Below are 20,228 nucleotides of genomic sequence, written 5' to 3' on the forward strand. Positions count from 1 at the left end.
GAAGGCCCTTTCCGCCTTCGGGCCGCGCGCAGGCACTGCTTCATGTCCCTTGCCCCTTCGAGCCTCACCGACAAGGTCACCACTTTCTCCCTCGGCGCCGAGATCGTCGCCGCCGCCTTTCTCGACGCGACGCCGGCCTTCGCCGGCGCGGAGGGGCGCGTGTTCCTGGGTTTCGGTGGAGCCAAGGCGGTGACCGCCCACGCGGGGGCCGTGCTGTGCGCGGTGGCGGACGGCACCCGTCTCGTCACCGGCGGCGACGACGGCCGCGTGGTGGAGACCCGTCCGGACGGCACGGCGGTTGAACGCGCCGCCCACAAGGGCCGCTGGATCGACCGCCTGGCGCTCGGCCCGGACGGCGCGCTCGCTTATTCCGCCGGCAAGACCGCCTTCGTGCTGGCCAGGGGCGAGACGAAGAGCTTCGAGGCGCCCTCCACCGTGGGCGGGCTCGCCTTCGCCCCCAAGGGCCTGCGGCTCGCCGTCGCCCATTATGGCGGGGCGACGCTGTGGTTCCCCAACGCCCCGTCCGCCAAGCCCGAGCTGCTCGCCTGGAAGGGCTCGCACCTCGGCGTGGCGTTCTCGCCCGACGGGCGCTTCCTGGTCACCACCATGCAGGAGCCGACGCTGCACGGCTGGCGCGTGGTGGACGGCGCCCATATGCGCATGTCCGGCTATCCCTCGCGGGTGAAGTCCTTTGCCTTCACGGCGGACGGCAAGTGGCTCGCGACCTCGGGCTCGGGCGAGGTGGTGATGTGGCCGTTCCAGGCCAAGGACGGCCCGATGGGCAAGGCGCCGACCATGCTCGCGCCGTCCCCCACCTCCCGGGTGACGGTGGTGGCCTGCCACCCCAAGGACCCGGTGATCGCCGCCGGCTACGAGGACGGCATGGTGATGATGGTGCGCGTCTCCGACGCGGCGGAGATCCTGCTGCGGGCGCCCGACGCCGACCCGGTCGCCGCCATCGCCTGGCATCCCGCCGGCGGCGCGGTCGCCTATGCAACACAAAGCGGGGCGGCCGGCGTGCTCGCTTTCTGACGGGCCGCAAGCGCGGCCGTCGCGGCCCTGTCACCTGTCACCGCTATCGGCTATCGTGCCTTCGCATCTGCGAAACGGGTGCCAGACGGAGAGCCCTGACGATGAAGATCGCTGACGTCCGCCGCACCGCTTATTCCATGCCGCTCGTCAGCCCCTCTTATCCGCCGGGGCCGTACAAGTTCTTCGACCGCGAGTACCTGATCATCACCTACCGCACCGACCTCGAGGCGCTGCAGCGGGTGGTGCCGGAGCCGCTCGAGGTGTTCGAGCCGATCGTGAAGTACGAGTTCATCCGCATGCCGGATTCGACCGGCTTCGGCGACTATACCGAGACCGGGCAGGTGATCCCGGTGAAGTTCAACGGGGTCGAGGGCGGCTACGTCCATTCCATGTTCCTCGACGACGAGGCGCCGATCGCCGGCGGCCGCGAGATCTGGGGCTTCCCGAAGAAATACGCCAAGCCCAAGATCCAGGTGGAGACCGACACGCTGGTGGGCACGCTGCATTACGGCAGCGTCCTGTGCGCCTCCGGCACCATGGGCTACAAGCACGTAGCCTGCGACCGGGAGAAGGTGCTCGCCTCTTTGCTCGCGCCGAGCTTCCTCATCAAGATCATCCCGGACGTGGACGCCAAGCCCCGCATCTGCGAGCTGGTGCGCTACTTCCTTGAGGACATCACCCTCAAGGAGTGTTGGACCGGTCCGGCCGCCCTCGGCCTGTTCCCCCATGCGATCTGCGACGTGGCCAGCCTGCCCGTGCGGGAGGTGCTCTCCGCCGTGCACCTGAAGGCGGACCTGACCCTAGGCCTCGGCGAAGTGGTCTATGATTACCTTGCCGATCAGACGTGAGTTTCAAGAGCGCCGCGGCTGCGCCGCGCGCCGTGGCGGCCCGTCACCGAGGTGAGACGACATGAATCCGCGCCCCAAGGGATTGCCTGACGACCTCTGCGATATCATTGGCGCCTACGATCGCGTCGCCCTGGTGTTCCAGGGCGGCGGCGCGCTCGGCGCCTACCAGGCCGGCGTCTACGAGGCGCTGGCCGAGACCGGCTGCGAGCCGAACTGGATCTCGGGCGTTTCCATCGGCGCCATCAACTCGGCGATCATCGCCGGCAACACGCCGGAGAACCGCCTGCCGCGGCTCAGGGAATTCTGGGAGACCATCTCCGGCCGCAAGGTCTGGCTCTACACGCCGGAAGGCGACATCTTCCGCACCTGGCGCAACCAGGCGAGCGCGGCCATGACCATCCTGCAGGGCCAGCCCGGCTTCTTCCGCCCGCGCTTCCCCAATCCCTGGCTGCTGCCCACCGGGGCCACGGGCGCCACCTCCTTCTACGACACCGCGCCCTTGCACGACACGCTGCTGAAGCTCGTGGACTTCGACCTCATCAATTCCGGGCAGAAGCGCTTCTCGGTCGGCGCGGTCAACGTGCGCACCGGCAACTTCATCTATTTCGACAACAAGTATCATACCATCGGCCCGGAGCATGTGATGGCCTCCGGCGCGCTGCCGCCGGGCTTTCCCGCCATCAAGATCGACGGCGAATACTATTGGGACGGCGGCGTGGTCTCCAACACCCCGCTCCAGTTCCTGCTGGACCAGCCGGACCATCCGAGCGCGCTGGTGTTTCAGGTGGACCTGTTCAGCGCCCACGGCCAGCTGCCGCGCGACATGTTCGACGTCTCGGAGCGGCAGAAGGACATCACGTATTCGAGCCGCACCCGCTACACCACGGACGTGTTCCGGCGGGTGCAGGAGCTGCGCTCCAAGCTCTACGAATCGCTGCTGCGCATCCCCGAGCAGCTGCGCACCCCCGAGGACGAGCGCCTGATCGAGGAATACGGCGCCTCCGGCCCGGTCAACATCTGCCACCTGATCTATCAGGAGAAGACCTACGAGCGGGAGTTCAAGGACTACGAATTCTCCGGCACCTCCATGCGCGACCACTGGCAGACCGGCTACGACGACACGGTGAAGACCCTGCGCCGGCGCGAATGGATCAAGAAGCCCGACGATTCCATCGGCATCGTCGTGCACGACATCCACCGCCTCTCGGAGTGAGGCGCGCCCTCAGGCGGCGAGCTTGAGAACGCCGCGCACCGCCATGTAGGTCCCGAGCAGGGTCAGGAAGCCGAAGAAGATCCGCGAGAAGATTTCCGGCGAGGCCATGATGCGCAGGCGCCGGCCGAGGTTCAGGCCGAGCCCTGCGGGCAGCAATGCCGCGATCGAGGCGCCGATGATCCACGGGTCCAGCAGCGGCGCGCCAGAGCTGCCCGGCCACATCAGGATCGGCATCATCGCGAACGAGGCCACCATGAAGTTCAGGCCCAGCGCCTGGACCATGTCGTCCCGCCCGAGCCCGAGCGCCTTGAAGAACACCACCGCCGGCAGCATCGCCATGCTGGTCATGCCGTTGATGACGCCGGTGGCGAGGCCGACGAGCGGCGCCAGCGGCTGCTCCCAGCGCGGCGGCAGGTGCAGGGGAACCGAGGCGAGGCCGAGCAGGCCGTAGCAGATCATCACCGTGCCCATGGCCGGCAGCGTGAACGGCGAATCGAGCCCGCCGATGCCGAACCCGCCGATGAAGGTGCCGAGCGTCATGGCCGCCATCATGGAGGCGAAGCGCCGCGCCGTGGCGCCCGCGCCGGGCCCGGTGGCGTATTGCCAGACATTGGTGAAGGCGGCCGGGATGATGAGCAGCGCCACCGCCTGCGCCGGCGGCAAGACGAGCGTCAGCAGGCCGATGGCGACCGTGGGCATGCCCATGCCCACCATGCCCTTCACCGCGCCGGCGAGGACCATCACGAAAAAGCCGATGAGGATCACGCCGTTTATCATCGCGCGCAGAAGCGGGGGAGGGAGCATCTTCTTGCTCCTTCCAGGCCGGCGGCGCAACCCGCCGCGGGCCGGACGTGTCCCTACAAAAGCTTATGGCGTCATCACTTTTCTTCATGCGGCGTCGGGCCCGGAGGCGCTTTGAGACGCCGGCCGTCATCCTTATGGTGTGGCCGATTCCCCCCTTGCCTGATTGCCGAGGAGCTTCATGTCCGACGCCGTTTCCCCGCCGCGCTCGCCCGAGGGCGCGGCCACCGCGCCCGACGCCGAGCTGTCGGCGCGGCAGGCCATCGCCACCCGAAGGTCGATCCGCGCGTTCCTGCCGAAGCCCGTCGCTCCCGCGATCCTCGAGGAGATCCTCGCCCTTGCCGCGCACGCGCCGAGCGGCTCCAACGTCCAGCCCTGGCAGGTGCTGGTGCTGGAGGGCGAGCCTCTGGAGCGGTTCGGCCGCGAACTGCACGACCTCTATCTGTCCGGCGACAGGGGCGAGGAGGAATTTGCCTATTATCCGCGGCGCTGGCGCGAGCCCTATCTCGCCCGGCGGCGCAAGGTGGGCTGGGACCTTTATGCCGCGCTCGGCATCGCCAAGGGCGACACGGCGGCGACCGCCGCGCACCAGGCGCGCAACTTCCTGTTCTTCGGCGCCCCGGTGGGCCTCATCTTCACCATGGACCGGGACTTGGAGCGCGGCTCCATCCTCGACTACGGCATGTTCCTGCAGAACATCATGATCGCCGCGCGCGGGCTCGGCCTCGACACCTGCCCGCAGGCGGCCTTCATCCCCTATTGGCGGCAGATCGCCCACCGCCTCGCCATCCCGGACGAGCGCATGGTGGTGTGCGGCATGGCGCTCGGCTATGGCGACCCCGCGGCGCCGCAGAACGTCTTCAAGGTGGAGCGCGAGTCACCGTCGGGCTTCATGCGCCGGGTGGAGCGGCTCGCCGAATAGCGGCCTATTCGGCGGCCACCGCGGCGGGCGCGGCGGGCGCCTCGAAGCGGGCGAGCAGGTCCGCCTCCTCGGCCTTGGCGGCGGCGAGATGGCGCGCCTTCACCGGGCCGTAACCGCGGATCTTCTCCGGGATCGCGGCAAGCGCCACCGCCAGCGCGTGGTTCGCGGGATCGAGCCGGCCGAGCACCCGCTCGAGCATGCGCTCGTAGTCGGCGATCAGCCGCCGCTCGGTGCGGCGCTCGGCGCTGTAGCCGAACACGTCGAGCGCGGTGCCGCGCAGGCCCTTCAGCGTCGCCAATACGCCGAGCGCGCGCAGCATCCAGGGGCCGAAGGCCATCTTGCGCGGCGCGCCGGTGATCGGATCGGGGCGGGCGAAGATCGGCGGCGCCATGTGGAACTCGAAGCGCAGCGCGCCGTCGAAGGCGCGGTCCACCTGGCGCAGGAAGTCGCCGTCGGTGAACAGCCGCGCCACCTCGTACTCGTCCTTGTAGGCCATGAGCTTGTAGAGGTTCTTGGCGACCGCTTCGGCAAGGCCGGCCCGACCCGGCGCGCGCGCCGCCTCGGCCTGGCGCACCTTGTCCACCAGAGCGCGGTAGCGCTCGGCATAAGCGGCGTTCTGGTAGGCCGTGAGGTCCTCGACCCGGCGGGCGATCACCTCGCCGAGGTCCTTCGAGAGCCGGCGGGCCGGCGAGCCCTCGCCCTTGGGGGCGGCGAGCGCCTCCACCCGGGCGGGATCGTGGGCCGCCCGGCGGCCCCACAGGAAGGCGGCCTTGTTCATGGCGACCGCCTCGCCGTTCAGCTCGATGGCGCGCTCAATCGCCTGCGCCGACACCGGCAGGGCGCCGAACTGGTAGGCGTAGCCCACCATGAAGATGTTCTGCGCCAGGGAGTTGCCGAACAGCGCCGCGGCCAGGCGGCTGGCCTCGATGAAGTGCGTGTTCTCGGGCCCCGCCGCCTGGGAGATGGTGCGCTTGATGCGCTCGGTGGGCAGCGAGAAATCGGCGTTGCGCGTGAAGTCGCCGGGCAGCACCTCGTGGGTGTTGACCACCACCAGGGTCTTGCCCGGCTTCACCGCGGCCAGCACCTTCTTGGTGCCGGCCACGACGATGTCGCCGCCGAGGATCACGTCGGCGCCGCGGGCGGGGACGCGGATCGCGGTGATGTCGGCGGGGTCGTTGGCGAGGCGGATGTGGCTGTAGACCGCCCCACCCTTCTGGGCGAGCCCGGCCATGTCGATCATGCCGCAGGCCTTGCCTTCCAAATGCGCCGCCATGCCGATGATGGCGCCGATGGTGACGACGCCGGTGCCGCCGACCCCGGTGGCGATGATGCCGTAGGTGCCAGCGATCTCAGGCCGCGTCGGATCGGGCAGCGGAGCCCAGTCGTCGGCGCCGGAGGCCGCGCCGGCCGCCTTCTTCGGCTTGGCGCCGTGCACCGTGACGAAGGACGGGCAGAAGCCGTTGACGCAGGAGAAGTCCTTGTTGCACGAGGACTGGTCGATCTCGCGCTTTCGGCCCCATTCGGTCTCGAGCGGCTGCACCGAGACGCAATTGGACTTCACCCCGCAATCGCCGCAGCCCTCGCAGACCCGCTCGTTGATGATGACGCGCTTGTCCGGGTCGGGGAACAGGCCGCGCTTCCTGCGGCGGCGCTTCTCGGAGGCGCAGGTCTGGTCGTAGATCAAGGCGGTGACGCCGGGCACCGCCGCGAGCGCGCGCTGGACCTGATCGAGGTCGTCCCGGTGGTGGATGGTGAGCCCCGTCGGCCACGCCGTGCCGGCCGGATACTTGCCCGGCTCGTCGGTGACCACCACCACCCGCTGGACGCCTTCGGCCGCCACCTGGCGGGCGATCACCGGCACCGTGAGGTTGCCCTCGTGGGTCTGGCCGCCGGTCATGGCCACCGCGTCGTTGAACAGGATCTTGTAGGTGACGTTCACCCCCGCCGCGATCGAGGCGCGGATGGCGAGGTAGCCGGAATGGTTGTAGGTGCCGTCGCCGAGATTCTGGAACACATGCGGCCGGCTGGAGAACGGCGCCTCGCCGATCCAGTTGGCGCCCTCGCCGCCCATCTGGGTGAAGCCGGTGGTCTGCCGGTCCATCCACTGCACCATGTAATGGCAGCCGATGCCGGCATAAGCGCGCATGCCCTCAGGCACCTTGGTGGAGGAATTGTGCGGGCAGCCGGAGCAGAAATAGGGGATGCGGGTGGCGACGTCGGCGGTGGCGGCGAGCGCGCGCTGCGCCTCCTCCAGCTCGGCCACACGGCGGGCAATGTCGGGGATGTCGCCATACGCCAGCAGGCGCTTGCCGAGGGCGACGGCGATGTCGTTGGGATCGAGCGCGCCCTTCACCGGGAACAGCCAGCGGCCCTGTTCGTCCTTCTTGCCGATGCAGACCGGCTGATTGGCGGTGCCGTACAGCTCTTCGCGCACCTGCACCTCGATGAGGGAGCGCTTCTCCTCCACCACCATGATGAGGTCGAGGCCGCGCGCGAACTCCATCAGCCCCCGCGTCTCCAGCGGCCAGGGACAGGCGACCTTCCAGATGCGGATGCCGAGGTCGTTGGCGCGCACCTCGTCGATACCCAGTTCGTCCAGCGCCAGGCGCACGTCGAGATAGGACTTGCCCACCGTGGCGATGCCGATGCGCGCGCGCGCCCCGCCGGAGGTGACGAAGCGGTTGAGCTTGTTCGCCCGCAGGAAGTGCAGGATGGCGTCGCGCTTATATTCCTGGAGCCGCTCCTCCTGGGCGATCGGGGTATCGCCGAGGCGGATGTTGAGGCCGCCGGGCGGCATCGCGAAGTCGGCGGGATGGACGATGGCGACCCGGTCGAGCCGGCCATCGACGATGCCGGTGGATTCGATCGTGTCCTTCACCGCCTTGAGGCCCACCCAGGCGCCGGAGAAGCGCGACAGCGCCCACGCCTGCAGGCCATAGTCGATGATCTCCTGCACCCCCGCCGGATTGAGCACCGGGATCATCACGTCGACGAAGTGGAACTCGCTTTGGTGCGCGGTGGTGGAGCTCTCGCAGGTGTGATCGTCGCCCATCAGCGCGATCACGCCGCCATGCCTTGCGGTGCCGGCATTGTTGGCGTGGCGGAACACGTCGCCCGAGCGGTCGACCCCCGGGCCCTTGCCGTACCAGAGGCCGAACACGCCGTCGAAACGGCCTTCGCCGCGCAGCTCCGCCTGCTGGGAGCCCCACAGCGCGGTGGCGGCGAGGTCCTCGTTGAGCCCCGGCTGGAACTTGATGTCGTTGGCCTTCAGCAGCTTGTCGGCGCGGTTGAACTGCTGGTCGAGCCCGCCGAGCGGGGAGCCGCGATAGCCCGTCACGTAGCCGGCGGTGTTGAGGCCGGCCCTGCGGTCGCGCTCCTTCTGCATCAGAGCGAGGCGCACCAGCGCCTGGGTGCCGGAGACGAACACCCGCTCCTGGGACAGGTCGTATTTGTCGTCGAGCGATACGGGCTTAAGGGCCATGGGGCGCCTCCAGGGCCGGCGAGGCGTCGCCGGCGCGGCCGGCGGGTCAAACTGCCGCAGCCGTTCCGCCTAGGCTGGCACGGAGTGTCGCACCCGGCAATTTCGTTGTTCCAACTCCAATCGAAACGAAATTGCCCAAAAGCCGGGCGTGACGCATTTTGGTGCATCGCGGTATGGGTGCCGCAGCGCGGCATGGCATCCGGCCCGCCCGGCGGCGGCACTTAGCCCGGCAGCAGCCGTTCGCTCTGCAGATAGCCGGTGAGCAGGCCGAGCCCGAACAGCATCACCAGCAGCGCCGCCAGAAGCTCGATGCCGCTCATGGCGATGGAAGCCCAGCGGGTGTCGGCCGCGGCGATGCGTACCGCCAGACGCTTGCCGTAGACCGCCAGCGCGGCGATGGCGGTCACGGTGAGCGCGGTGCCGAGGCCCATGGCGAAGGCGGCGGCCATGCCGCTCATGAACACGCCCTGGGAGAGCGCGAAGGTGAGCACCAGGATCGCCCCCGAGCATGGCCGCGCGCCGGCGGAGAGCACCGCCACCGCGGCGCGCCGGAAGCCGCCTTGGCCGGCCACCAGAGCGGGATCGGGCATGTGGCCCTCGCAGCCGCAATCCTCGCCATGGGCATGGCCCGCCGTCCGGCCGGTGACCGCGCCGAGGAAGGCGCGCCCCTTCACGACTGCCAGATAGAGCCCGAAGGCGCCGATGGCGCTGTAGGCGGCGATCTCCACCACGTCCATGGCGCGCGCCATGGTGACGGCGGTCGAGCGCAGCACCAAAGCGAGGATGCCCACAAACAGGATCGCGGCGAGCGCCTGCACCATCCCCGCGGCGAGCGAGAGCAGCGCGCCGCGCTTCAGGGTGCCGCCGTCCGCGAGCAGATAGGAGGAGATCACCGCTTTGCCGTGGCCCGGCCCGGCGGCATGGAAGACGCCATAGGCGAAGGACAGGCCGGCGAGCAGCCACAAGGCATGGCCGTCCGCCTTGGCGGCGCGCACCGCCTGCACCAGCGAGCGGTAGAATTCGGCCTGCTTGGCAATGATGAAGGCGGTGATGCCGGAGGGCGGCGGCGTCGCCGCCGGTCCCCCCAAACCGAAGGGGGTCGCCTTGGGCGCGGGCCCAAGCGCCTGCGCCAGCGCCGGCTCCACCGCCGCCGTCATCAGCACAGCGCCGCCCAGCAGGGCGCAGAGCAGAAGCGCGCGGCCGAGCGGTCCGAGCCGGGCCCTCACCGGCAGGACACCTTGATCCTGTCCGCGAACTGGGCGCCGTAATCGGAGCTCGCCGTCAGGTTGGTGAAGAAGCTTTCGGAAAGCGTCATGCTCGGCCCCGATCCCGGCGTCGGCGAGACCGCCTCGGCGCTGCACCCGCGCGGCGCGCCCGCGGCCGAAACCGCATCCTTCTCCGCGAAGGCGAAGGAGACGAAGATGGTGGGATCGTAGATCTCGAAGCTTAGCGCGCCTTTCGCGGCGATCGGCGTGGTCAGCGGCAGCGTGAAGTGGAGCGTCAGCGTCTCGTTCTCGTAGGTGAGGTAGTAATCCACCGGGTCCTTGAAGGCGATCTTGCCCGTCGCCGTCTTTCCGCGGACGAAATAGTCGTATTCCTTGAGCGAGGTGACGTTCACCTCGGCGAGCGGCTTCAGCACGTCGTCGCCGTAGCTGCCGTCCTTCTGCTTCTCCATGCCCTGGAGCGCGAACGCGCTGAAGGCGTCGTCGAAGGTCCACGCCTGCTTGATGGCGGAGAGCTTGCCGTCCGGCGCGAACACCAGCTCGCTCTTCATGGTCACCCACACATGGGGGTGCGCCTCGGCGCGCGCCGAGAGCGCGAGCAGGAAGGCAAGACAAAAGGCGAATCGCTGAAGACGCATGGCCGCTCCGCAGAGTTGCACATGCCTCGCGTGGGACTTCGGCGGAATGGTGGCGGGGCGCGAAGGCGCGCCCCGCATCGGGCTCAATTGCTGGCGAGCATGCCGCGCAGCTCCGCCTCGAAGGCGGGGGCGATGTCCGGGCGGGACAGCGCATAAGCCACGTTCGCCATCAGGAAGCCGATCTTCGAGCCGCAATCGTAGATCGCGCCGTCGAAGGTGACGGCATAGAAGGGCTCGCGCTCCATCAGCTTCAGCATGGAATCGGTGAGCTGGATCTCGCCGCCGGCGCCGGTCTCCTGGCTCGCCAGCAGGTCGAAGATGCCGGGCTGGAGGATGTAGCGGCCCGATATGGCGAGGTTCGAGGGGGCGGTTCCGGGCTTGGGCTTCTCCACCATGGCGGCGATGGCGTGCACGCCCGGCGCCGCCTCGGCGCCCTTGCCGACGATGCCGTATTGGTGGGTCTGGTCGTCCGGCACCTCGTAGACCGCGATCATGTTGCCGCCGGTCTTGCCGTAGGCCTCCACCATGGAGGCGAGGCAGCCTTTGCCGTTGCTGGCGCCGGTCTTGGTCATGTGCAGCATGTCCGGCAGCAGCAGGGCGAACGGCTCGTCGCCGATGATGTCGCGCGCGCACCACACCGCGTGGCCGAGGCCGAGCGGCTGCTGCTGGCGCGTGAAGGAGGTGGTGCCGGCCTTGGGGGTATCGCGGTCCAGCTGTGCCAGCTCTTTCGCCTTGCCGCGCTCCTCGAGCGTGCGCTCGAGCTCGAACTGCCGGTCGAAATGGTCCTCGATCACCGCCTTGTTGCGGCCGGTGACGAACACGATGTGCTCGATGCCCGCCGCCCGCGCCTCATCCACCACATGCTGCACCACGGGACGGTCGACCACGGTCAGCATCTCCTTGGGCACCGCCTTGGTGGCGGGAAGGAAGCGCGTGCCGAGGCCGGCGACGGGAAGGATCGCTTTCCGGATGGGTTTGGCCATGAATATCAGTCCGCTGTTCTGCCAGGGCGCTCGATCGCTTAGCACGAAACCGTGAGGTTCCGGCAAGGAATGCCGGGGACGATGCGCGGTTCCGGGCGCGCCGCGTCGTTTCGCAACGCAGCACGTTCTCTTCGCTGACGCAACGGAGAAGGAAGCTCCGACAGTGGAGGTATTTGACGGCGGCCCGCGCATGCGCCGGGCCGCCCAGGCGGGTGGGCGCCGGCTTCCAAAATCTTGCCTTACGTTAACCGCGGCGCAACCATATTGGGTCCCCATAGGTCCCGCCGGGCCGCTGCGGAGGGTCCCGCGGCAGGTCCGCGCGCCGGGGAGATTTTCGAGACGGCGGATGCGCCGGAAGGGACGTGAGCGATGGCTTCGAGAACACCCATATACGCCTCCGGCGTGATGCTGGCGCTCGCGGCAGCCTGCCTCATCTCGCCCGCCGCCGCGCAGGCGCAGACCACCGGCTCCATCGATCCCTCGGGCGCCACCCGCTTCGTCCACCCGGACATGACCCCGGAGGCGCTGTCGCGCGCCGAGGCGAACTTCTCGGCCTGCATCCGCGACCTGTGGCCCAAGGCCCAGTCCATGGGGGTCAGCCGCCAGACCTTCGAGCGCTACACCAGCCGGCTCCAGCCGGACATGCGCATCATGACCTTCCTCGACAGCCAGCCGGAATTCTCCAAGCCCATCGGCGACTACGTGAACATGCTGGTCACCGAGTTCCGGGTGAAGAAGGGCCGGGAGGTGCTGGAGCGCTACAAGCCGATCTTCGATCAGGTGGAGAAGGCCTACGGCGTCGACCGCTACGCGGTGGCGGCGATCTGGGGCATCGAATCCACCTATGGCGATCCCAAGGGCACCGGCTCGCGCTCGGTGCTCTCCTCCACCGCCACCCTCGCCTGCATCGGCCGGCGCCAGGACTATTTCCGCGGCGAGTTCCTGGCGACGCTGCAGATCCTGCAGAGCGGCGACGTGCCGAACGACCACCTGAAGGGCTCCTGGGCCGGCGCCTTCGGCCCCACCCAGTTCATGCCCACCTCGTTCCAGCAGTTCGCGGTCGATTTCGACGGCGACGGCAAGCGCGACGTGGTCACATCGATCCCCGACATCATCGCCTCCACCGCCAACAATCTGAAGCTCGACGGCTGGCAGTTCGGCAAGACCTGGGGCTACGAGGTGGTGGTGCCGGACGGCTTCGACTTCAGAAAGGCCAACCGGGAGTTCAGGCAGCCGATCTCGAAATGGGCGGCTTTGGGCATCGCCCGGCCGGGCGGCAAGGGCTTCCCGCGTCCGGGCGACGCCGCCTATCTGCTGCTGCCGGCGGGTGCCGACGGGCCGGCGTTCCTGATGCTCGAGAACTTCGACGTGATCCGCAAGTACAACCCCGCCGACGCCTACGCCCTCGCCATCGGCCATCTGGGCGACCGCCTGCGCGGCGGCGGCGGCTTCGCGCAGTCCTGGCCCAGGGAGACGCGCGGGCTCTCGCGCGGCGAGCGCGTCGAGATCCAGCAGCGGCTCACCCAGAAGGGCTACGACGTGGGCAATCCGGACGGCATCCTCGGCACCCAGAGCAAGGTGGCGATCCAGGAGTTCCAGGCCCGCTCCGGCATGCGCGCCGACGGCTACCCCAGCATCGAGCTGCTCGACCGCCTGCGCCGCTGAGCCGGCGGCGCCATCCTGCTGGGACGATCGCGCCAGCAGGGCGGCGGCGACGACGAAATCCATTGACACCCCTGGCCCGCGCCCCTCTCTAGCGTCTCGAATTCCGCAGCGGGCGCGTCGCGCCCGGACCGCGAAGGAGAGACGCCGATGCCCGCTCCGCTTGCCCTGCACCCGCCCGCCCGCCGTGCGCTTCTCGCCGCCGGCGCGCTCGGCCTGCTCGCCGCGCTCGCGCCCGGCGCCGTGCGGGCGCAGGAACAGATCCGCATCGGCGAGATCAATTCCTATTCCACCATCCCCGCCTTCACCGAGCCCTACCGCAAGGGCTGGCAGCTGGCGCTCGAGGAGATCAATGCCGCGGGCGGCCTGCTGGGCCGCAAGGTGGAGGTGATCTCCAAGGATGACGCCGGCAAGCCGGCCGACGCCATCACCGCCGCCAACGAACTGGTCGCTTCCGACAAGGTGGCCATGCTGATGGGCACCTTCTTCTCCCATGTGGGCCTCGCGGTCTCCGACTTCGCCAAGCAGAAGAAGGTCTTCTTCCTCGCCGCCGAGCCGCTCACCGACGCCATCGTCTGGGACAAGGGCAACGCCTACACCTTCCGCCTGCGGCCCTCCAATTACATGCAGGCGGCGATGCTGGCGGAGCAGGCGGCCAAGCTCCCGGCCAAGCGCTGGGCCTCGATCGCGCCGAACTACGAATATGGCCAGTCGGCGGTGGCGGTGTTCAAGAAGATCCTGTCCGAGAAGCGCCCGGACATCGAATGGGTGGCCGAGCAGTGGCCGCCCCAGGGCAAGATCGACGCCGGCCCGGTGGTGCAGGCGATCGCCGCGGCGAAGCCCGACGCCATCCTCAACGTCACCTTCGGCCCCGACCTCGCGAAACTGGTGCGCGAGGGCACCACCCGCGGCCTGTTCAAGGACCGCGCGGTGGTGAGCTTCCTCACCGGCGAGCCGGAATATCTCGACCCGCTGAAGGACGAGGCGCCGGTGGGCTGGATCGTCACCGGCTATCCCTGGCAGGTCATCGACACCCCCGCCCACCAGGCGTTCCTCAAGGCCTATCAGGCGAAATGGGGCGACTATCCGCGGCTCGGCTCGGTGGTGGGGTATGCCACCATGAAGGCGGCGGCCGCCATCATCGCCAAAGCGGGCTCGACCGACACCGACAAGCTGATCGCCGCCGCGAAGGGCATCGCGGTGGACACCCCGTTCGGCACCGTCACGTTCCGGGCGGGCGACCACCAGTCGACGCTGGGCGCCTTCGTCGGCACCATCGCGGTGAAGGACGGCAAAGGCGTCATGGAGGGCGCGGTCTATCGCGACGGCGCGCTCTATCTGCCGCCGGAGGCCGACGCGGCGAAGCTGCGCCCGGCGCAGTGAGCCTGCGCGCGCCGTCGATCCCTTTCCCTCACCCGGCTGCGGGCGCCCGTCGGCGCGCCCGCAGCGCCGACCAGATCGGCCACACGAAGACCAGGATGGTGAGCGCCCCGAGCGTGCCCGAGATCGGCCGCTCGAAGAAGGCGAGCAGGTTGCCGTCCGCCTTGATCATGGAGGTGACGAAGCTCTCCTCCAGGAGCTTGCCCAGCACGATGCCGAGCACGCAGGGCGCGATCGGGATCTCGTGCTCCTCCATGAGGAAGCCGAGCACGCCGAACACCAGCATCACCACCACGCCATAGGGCGAGTTGTTCACCGCGTACGACCCGACGATGCAAAACATCAGGATGATCGGGATCAGGATGCGGCGCGGGAACTTGAGCAGCGCCGTGCCGGCCTTCAGCGCCAGGAGCCCCAGCGGGACCATCAGCAGGTTGGCGAGGATGAAGATGGTGAACACCGCATAGATGGTCTGCGGGTTGTTGATGAACAGCATCGGCCCGGGATTGAGGCCCTTCAGATAGAGCACGCCGATCACCACCGCGGTGATGCTGTCGCCGGGAATGCCGAACACCAGCGCCGGCACCCAGGCCCCCGCCAGCGCCGCATTGTTCGACGAGGTGCTCTCGATGATGCCTTCCACGTGGCCGGTGCCGAACTTCTCCGGGGTCTTCGAGAATTTGCGGCTGGTGGCGTAGGACACCCAGGCGGCGATGTCCGCGCCGGCGCCTGGCAGGATGCCGATGGCGGTGCCCGTGAGGTTGCCGCGGATCTGCTGCGGCCAGTATTTCACGAACATGGCGCCCCAGCCCTTCAGCGGATTGCCGATGGAGGTCTGCTTGACCTGCCAGTCGCGGGCGCCGGAGGCCATGGTGCGGATCACCTCCGACATGGCGAACAGGCCGATCATGGCGGGGATGAAGTCGATGCCGCCGAGCAGCTCGGTGGAGCCGAAGGTGAAGCGCGGCAGCCCGCCCGGATTGTCGATCCCCACCTGGGCGACGAACAGGCCGAGCAGCAGCGAGATCAGCCCCTTCACCGGCGAGCCGGCGCCGATGAAGATGGCGCAGGCGAGCCCGAGCAGCGCCAGCCAGAAATATTCGAACGAGGAGAAGCCCAGCGCCACCTCGGCGAGCAGCGGCGCGGCGAGGATCAGGATGAAGGTGCCGAACAGGCCGCCCAGCGCCGAGAACAGCACGTTGGCGCCGAGCGCCACCTCCGCCTGGCCCTTGCGGGTCATGGCGTAGCACTCTTCCGTATAAGCGGCGGAGGCCGGCGTCCCCGGCATGCGCATCAAGGTGGAGGGGATGTCGCCGGCGAAGATCGCCATGGCCGAGCAGGCGATCATGGCGCCCACCGCCGGCAGCGGCTCCATGAAGAAGGTGATGGGCACCAGCAGGGCGATGGCCATGGTGGCCGTGAGGCCGGGAATGGCGCCCACCACCAGGCCGAAGATGGAGGCTGCGAGGACGGTGAGGATCACGTCCCAGCGCAGCACCATGACGATGCCGGTCTCGATGGCGCCCATCACAAAAACCCCTCGACGAGGCCGCGCGGCAGCGGCACGCGCAAACCGTGGGCGAACGACCACCAGGTGACGAGCGCGACCGCCACCGCCACCGGCACGGCGACCTGGAGGCGGACCCGCACCAGGAGGAACAGGCCGGTGAGCACGAGGCTCGCCGTCACCACGAAGCCGAGATAAGGCACGAGCACCAGATAGGCGGCGGTAAGGGCGATGGTGCCGAGCGCGCGCGCCAGCGCGCCCGGCTCGCGCACCCAGGTGGCCCAAGCGAGCGGGAAGGGCCCGGCCCGGGCCGCGCCGAGGCACAGGAGGAAGCCGCAGGCGGCGAGCCCCGCGGCGGTGAGCTTCGGGAACACGTCCGCCCCGTATTGCTGGCCCGGTATGGGCGGGAAGGTTGAGGCGACCACATAGAGCGCCGCCGCGCCGATGAGGACCAGAAGGCCCACGATGAGGTCGCTGACGCGCATGAGGCCGCCTCGTGCCAAGGGGTCGGGACCGGTTCCGCGGGACGGGCCCGCGGCGCCGGCGATCGGGTGAAGCTGGCGGGCGCGCTACTTCGCGAGCCCCACCTCCTTCATCACCTTGCCGAGCGAGGCGTCCGCCGCGGCCATGAAGGCGCCGAAGCCGGGGCCGTCCGCATATTTGCCGCCGAACCCGCGGCTCGCCAGGAAGTCCTGGTACTCCTTGCTCTCATAGGCCTTCTTGAGCGCCGCCTGGAGCTTCTGCGCGACCTCCGCCGGCAGGCCTTTGGGGGCGGCGACGCCGCGCCAGGCGCCGATGGTCCAGTCCGAGCCCGTGGCCTCCTTGAGGGTGGGCACGCTGGGCATCAGCTTGGAGCGCTCCGCGCTCATGATCGCGAGGCTCTTGACGCGGCCGGCGTCGATCAGCGAGCGCGCCTCGGGCAGCGAGCAGGTCACCACCTGCACGCCGCCGGCCACCAGGTCCTGCAGGCCGGGCGCGGCGCCGTTGGACGGCACCCACGGCACGCTCGCCGGGTCCATCTTCAGCGAGGACAGCATGCCGGCGAGCGCGAGGTGCCAGATGCCCCCCTGGCCGGTGCCCGAGGCCTTGAACTTGCCGGGGTTCTTCTTGATGTCGTCGAGCACCTCCTGCGCCGTCTTGTAGGGCGCGTCGGTGCGCACCTGGAGGCCGGCGGGGTCCTCGTTCATCAGCGACAGCGGGGTGTAGGAAGCGGGGGTGAGCGGGGTGAGGCCGGCCCAGTGCATCATGGCGATCTCCACCGTGATGAGGCCGAGCGTGTAGCCGTCCGGCGTCGCGTCGGCGATCGCCTGGTGGCCGACCACGCCCTGCCCGCCGGTGCGGTTCACCACCGCGACGGGCTGGCCGAGATCACGCTCCAGAAGGGATGCGACGATGCGCGCCACCGCGTCGGTGCCGCCGCCGGCGCCCCACGGAACGATCATGGTGATGGGCCGGTCCGGATAGGGCGCGGCGCGCGTGGGGGTAGCGGCGGCGAGGGCGGAAAAAGCGAGGACGAGCCCCGCTGCGAGAAGGCGGCGCATGTGGCGTTTTCTCCCTAAGAACGGCTCTGCGGCCGAATTCTAATCGTTTTGATGAACTGTATGGTAGGGCGCCGGGGCGGTCAATCGGGCCCCGGCGCGACCGCGAGCGGAGGTGGCGCGCGGGCGTCCCCTGCCGTAAGGTGGAGGAAAACACGCGGGGCGCCCCCCGAGGGGCTGGCGCTTGGCGGCATGCGACGTACATAAGGCTACAGTGGCGAGGGCGCGCGGCGCGGGATGCGGCAAGGTCCGCCGGCCCGTCCTCCCATTCCGAAAGACGGGATCCAGAAGCCTGATCCCAGGCGGGGTCCGGTCTTGAACGAGGCAACGATGTCCCGGAGGCGGGGGTCGCCGGGGCGCAAGGCATGGCGAAGCGCAGTGCTCGACATCTACACGATCATCTTCCTGGCTCTGGCCGTGTTCATCTTCGTGCGGCTGCGCAGCGTGCTCGGCCAGCGGACCGGGCGCGAGCGGCCACCCTACGATCCCTATTCCCGCGATGCCGCGCGCCCGCCCCAGCCGGCGCCCGAGAACAACGTCGTCACGCTGCCGGAGCGCGCGGCGGCGACCCCGGCCGCGCCCGCGGCGGACGCGCCGGAACCCCAGGGCTTCCGCTGGGAGGGCGTGACCGAGGAGGGTTCGGCCAACGCCGCGGCGCTCGACGAGATCGCCCGCCAGGAAGCCGACTTCGACGCCAAGCATTTCCTCACTGGCGCCAAGGCCGCCTACGAGATGATCGTCACCGCTTTCGCGGCCGGCGACCGGCGCCTGCTGAAGGACCTGCTCGCCAAGGACGTCTATGAGGGCTTTGTCGCCGCCATCGCCGACCGCGAGAGCCGCGGCGAGACCATGGAATCGCGCTTCGTCTCCATCGAGCGCGCGGACCTCCAGGACGTCACCGTGCGCGGCCGCAACGCCCAGCTCACGGTGCGCTTCGTCTCGAAGCTGATCTCGGTGACCCGCGCGCGCGACGGCACCGTGGTGGACGGCAGCCCCGACACGGTGGCGGACGTGACCGACGTATGGACCTTCGCCCGCGAGCTCGGCGCCCGCGATCCGAACTGGAAGCTGGTGGCCACCGAAGCCGCACAGTGAGGCGGCGGTGCCCCGCGCGGCGGATCCCTTGCTCCCGCGCGGCGCCGTCCGGCGCCCCGGCGCGGGCCTGCGCGCTGCGCCGCGTGACCGCGCCCTGATCTTCGTTGCCCTGACCTTCGTTGCCGTGCTCGCCGGCGCGCCGCTTTCGGGCCTTGCCCTCGGCGCCGGTCCCGCATCGGCGGCGTCCGCCGCCGTGCTGTCGCCACCGGCCCTGGCCGGCGCGCGCCTCGATCCGGTCGCCTATGGCGCCCTCGAGGGCTGGGCCGAGGACGACGCCGCGGCCGCCTTCGATACCTTCCGCAACAGCTGCGGCGCCGTCGGCCGCGTCCTGCCCGACGCCGGCCCGGCCTCCGCGCCGACGCTGACGGCGGGTCTCGCGGCGGCGTGCGCGGCCGCCGCGCGCCTCGGCCCGGGGCATCCGTCGCCGGTCCTCGCGCGGCTGTTCTTCGAGGCCAATTTCCGCCCCTTCCGGGTGGTGCCGGACGGCGGCGGGGAAGGCTTTTATACCGGCTATTACGAGGTCGAGGCCGAGGGCTCCGCGGTCCCGACCGAAACCTACGCTGTGCCGGTCTACGCCCGCCCCAAGGACCTCGTCATGGAGAGCCCCACGGCCAATTCCGGCGCGGCGGGACGGCTGGTGGACGGGCGGCTCGTGCCCTATTTCGACCGCGCCGCGATCGAGGACGGGGCGCTCGCCGGACAAGGGCTGGAGCTCGTCTGGCTGAAGGACCCGGTCGACCTGTTCTTCATGCAGATCCAGGGCTCCGGCCGCGTGCGCCTCGCCGACGGGCGGGTGCTCAAGCTCAATTACGACGGCTTCAACGGCCACCTTTATCTGCCCGTGGGCCGGCTGCTGATCGCGCGCGGGATCGTGCCGCGCGAGGAGATGTCCATGGACCGCATCCGCGCGTTCATGGAGGCCGATCCCGAGGCCGGGCGCGCGCTCCGGCGCGAGAATCCGTCTTATGTCTTCTTCAAGGCGCTGGACCTGCCCGCCGACGCCGGCGCCATGGGCGCGCAGGGCGTGCCGCTCACCGCCGGCCGCTCCCTCGCGGTCGACCGCCATCTGCACAGCTACGGCACGCCGGTATTTGTTCAGGCCGAGCTGCCGCTCGCCGCGCCTGGGACGGCCGAGCCGTTCCGCCGCCTCATGATCGCCCAGGACACCGGCTCGGCGATCCGCGGCCCGGCGCGGGCGGACCTTTATTTCGGCGCCGGCCGGGAGGCGGGCTCGCGCGCGGGGCGCATCCGCCATGCCGGCGGCTTCACGCTGCTGGTGCCGCGCCTTGTGTCGCAGGGCGGGGCGGGGACCACGCCATGAGCCGGCGCTCCCGCCGCAGGCTGCTGGACGACAAGGAGCGCGCGCTCTGGGACCTGGTGACGCGCTCGGTCACCCCGCTGCGGCCGCTTGCGCCCGCGGGCGAGGCGCCGGCTGGACCGGTCCCCGCCATCCCGGCCGAGGCGCCGCCCGACACGCCCGCCCGCGCCGCTTGCGCCCGCGCCCCGGCGCCCGCCGCGCCGCCTGCGCCGCCGCTCGCGGCGCTCGAGCCGAAGGCGCGCCGCCGCCTGGTGCGCGGCGCCGAGGTGGATGCACGGCTCGATCTGCACGGCCTCACCCAGGCCGCCGCCCATCGGCTGCTGCGGCAGTTCCTGAAGGAGGCCCAGGCGCGCGGCCATGGCGTGGTGCTGGTGATCACCGGCAAAGGCGACCGTTCCGCCGCCGGCGCCGATCTCGGCCTCGCGGAAGGCGCGCGCGGGGTGCTGCGCCGCGCGGTGCCGCTGTGGCTCGCCGAGCCGGATCTGAGGGCGACGATCGTGGGCTTCGAGGCGGCCGGCCGCCGCCATGGCGGCGAGGGCGCGCTCTATGTGCGCATCCGCCGCCGCCGGGACGCGCCGTGAGACGGA

17 protein-coding genes are annotated in these 20,228 nt (G+C 70.0%); 9 read left to right on the forward strand and 8 right to left on the reverse strand.

From position 1 onward, the window contains the following. The first annotated feature begins 42 nt into the window (after window positions 1–42). The 3 genes from ABLE88_RS21645 (at window position 43) to ABLE88_RS21655 (ending at window position 3,093) form a co-directional block, all read left to right on the forward strand. Window positions 43–1,032, forward strand: coding sequence for a WD40 repeat domain-containing protein (locus ABLE88_RS21645; protein ID WP_348833872.1), 990 nt, complete (start codon window positions 43–45; stop codon window positions 1,030–1,032). 101 nt (window positions 1,033–1,133) lie between these two features. Beyond that, the gene (locus ABLE88_RS21650) at window positions 1,134–1,880 is read left to right on the forward strand and encodes an acetoacetate decarboxylase (RefSeq protein ID WP_348833873.1); all 747 of its coding nucleotides are present in this window, start codon (window positions 1,134–1,136) and stop codon (window positions 1,878–1,880) included. 61 nt (window positions 1,881–1,941) lie between these two features. Further along, the gene (locus ABLE88_RS21655) at window positions 1,942–3,093 is read left to right on the forward strand and encodes a patatin-like phospholipase family protein (RefSeq protein ID WP_348833875.1); all 1,152 of its coding nucleotides are present in this window, start codon (window positions 1,942–1,944) and stop codon (window positions 3,091–3,093) included. A gap of 9 nt (window positions 3,094–3,102) precedes the next feature. On the opposite strand, the gene ABLE88_RS21660 is transcribed toward ABLE88_RS21655, so the two are convergent. Then, window positions 3,103–3,897 (reverse strand): sulfite exporter TauE/SafE family protein, encoded by a 795-nt coding sequence (locus ABLE88_RS21660; protein WP_348833876.1) that lies wholly within the window; start codon window positions 3,895–3,897, stop codon window positions 3,103–3,105. Window positions 3,898–4,075: 178 nt separating this feature from the next. On the opposite strand from ABLE88_RS21660, the gene ABLE88_RS21665 reads away from it, so the two are divergent. Then, window positions 4,076–4,816 (forward strand): nitroreductase, encoded by a 741-nt coding sequence (locus ABLE88_RS21665; RefSeq protein WP_348833877.1) that lies wholly within the window; start codon window positions 4,076–4,078, stop codon window positions 4,814–4,816. Window positions 4,817–4,820: 4 nt separating this feature from the next. Here ABLE88_RS21665 and ABLE88_RS21670 read toward each other — a convergent pair whose 3' ends face one another. The 4 genes from ABLE88_RS21670 to galU form a co-directional block, all read right to left on the reverse strand. After that, on the reverse strand, window positions 4,821–8,297 hold the full coding sequence (locus tag ABLE88_RS21670) for an indolepyruvate ferredoxin oxidoreductase family protein (RefSeq protein ID WP_348833878.1): 3,477 nt from the start codon (window positions 8,295–8,297) through the stop codon (window positions 4,821–4,823). Window positions 8,298–8,518: 221 nt separating this feature from the next. Beyond that, window positions 8,519–9,523, reverse strand: coding sequence for a nickel/cobalt transporter (locus ABLE88_RS21675; protein WP_348833879.1), 1,005 nt, complete (start codon window positions 9,521–9,523; stop codon window positions 8,519–8,521). After that, window positions 9,520–10,158 (reverse strand): DUF1007 family protein, encoded by a 639-nt coding sequence (locus ABLE88_RS21680; RefSeq protein ID WP_348833880.1) that lies wholly within the window; start codon window positions 10,156–10,158, stop codon window positions 9,520–9,522. Before ABLE88_RS21680 ends, ABLE88_RS21675 begins: the two co-directional genes overlap by 4 nt. Window positions 10,159–10,241: 83 nt before the next feature. Continuing rightward, window positions 10,242–11,141, reverse strand: a complete 900-nt coding sequence (gene galU, locus ABLE88_RS21685) for a UTP--glucose-1-phosphate uridylyltransferase GalU (RefSeq protein ID WP_348833881.1) — start codon at window positions 11,139–11,141, stop codon at window positions 10,242–10,244. A 369-nt stretch (window positions 11,142–11,510) separates the two neighbouring features. Here galU and ABLE88_RS21690 point away from each other — a divergent pair, with 369 nt between their 5' ends. Beyond that, the gene (locus ABLE88_RS21690; protein WP_348833882.1) at window positions 11,511–12,806 is read left to right on the forward strand and encodes a lytic murein transglycosylase; all 1,296 of its coding nucleotides are present in this window, start codon (window positions 11,511–11,513) and stop codon (window positions 12,804–12,806) included. A 147-nt stretch (window positions 12,807–12,953) separates the two neighbouring features. Next, complete coding sequence (locus ABLE88_RS21695; protein WP_348833883.1) at window positions 12,954–14,186, forward strand: ABC transporter substrate-binding protein; 1,233 nt, start codon at window positions 12,954–12,956, stop codon at window positions 14,184–14,186. 28 nt (window positions 14,187–14,214) lie between these two features. On the opposite strand, the gene ABLE88_RS21700 is transcribed toward ABLE88_RS21695, so the two are convergent. From ABLE88_RS21700 to ABLE88_RS21710, 3 genes are all read right to left on the reverse strand, one after another. Continuing rightward, window positions 14,215–15,711, reverse strand: coding sequence for a tripartite tricarboxylate transporter permease (locus tag ABLE88_RS21700; protein WP_348833885.1), 1,497 nt, complete (start codon window positions 15,709–15,711; stop codon window positions 14,215–14,217). Next, window positions 15,711–16,175 (reverse strand): tripartite tricarboxylate transporter TctB family protein, encoded by a 465-nt coding sequence (locus ABLE88_RS21705; RefSeq protein ID WP_348833886.1) that lies wholly within the window; start codon window positions 16,173–16,175, stop codon window positions 15,711–15,713. Before ABLE88_RS21705 ends, ABLE88_RS21700 begins: the two co-directional genes overlap by 1 nt. An 84-nt stretch (window positions 16,176–16,259) precedes the next feature. Beyond that, window positions 16,260–17,231: a tripartite tricarboxylate transporter substrate binding protein gene (locus tag ABLE88_RS21710; RefSeq protein WP_348833887.1), complete on the reverse strand. Its 972-nt coding sequence runs from the start codon at window positions 17,229–17,231 to the stop codon at window positions 16,260–16,262. A gap of 327 nt (window positions 17,232–17,558) precedes the next feature. Here ABLE88_RS21710 and ABLE88_RS21715 point away from each other — a divergent pair, with 327 nt between their 5' ends. The 3 genes from ABLE88_RS21715 to ABLE88_RS21725 are packed head-to-tail and all read left to right on the forward strand — an operon-like array spanning window position 17,559 to window position 20,222. After that, complete coding sequence (locus tag ABLE88_RS21715) at window positions 17,559–18,323, forward strand: Tim44/TimA family putative adaptor protein (protein ID WP_510182931.1); 765 nt, start codon at window positions 17,559–17,561, stop codon at window positions 18,321–18,323. 28 nt (window positions 18,324–18,351) lie between these two features. Further along, window positions 18,352–19,644: a murein transglycosylase A gene (gene mltA, locus ABLE88_RS21720; protein WP_348833889.1), complete on the forward strand. Its 1,293-nt coding sequence runs from the start codon at window positions 18,352–18,354 to the stop codon at window positions 19,642–19,644. After that, window positions 19,641–20,222, forward strand: coding sequence for a Smr/MutS family protein (locus ABLE88_RS21725; protein WP_348833890.1), 582 nt, complete (start codon window positions 19,641–19,643; stop codon window positions 20,220–20,222). Before mltA ends, ABLE88_RS21725 begins: the two co-directional genes overlap by 4 nt. Window positions 20,223–20,228: the final 6 nt, after the last annotated feature.

Source organism: Xanthobacter luteus, from assembly GCF_040049235.1.
In the GTDB taxonomy this organism is placed as follows: Bacteria; Pseudomonadota; Alphaproteobacteria; order Rhizobiales; family Xanthobacteraceae; genus Xanthobacter.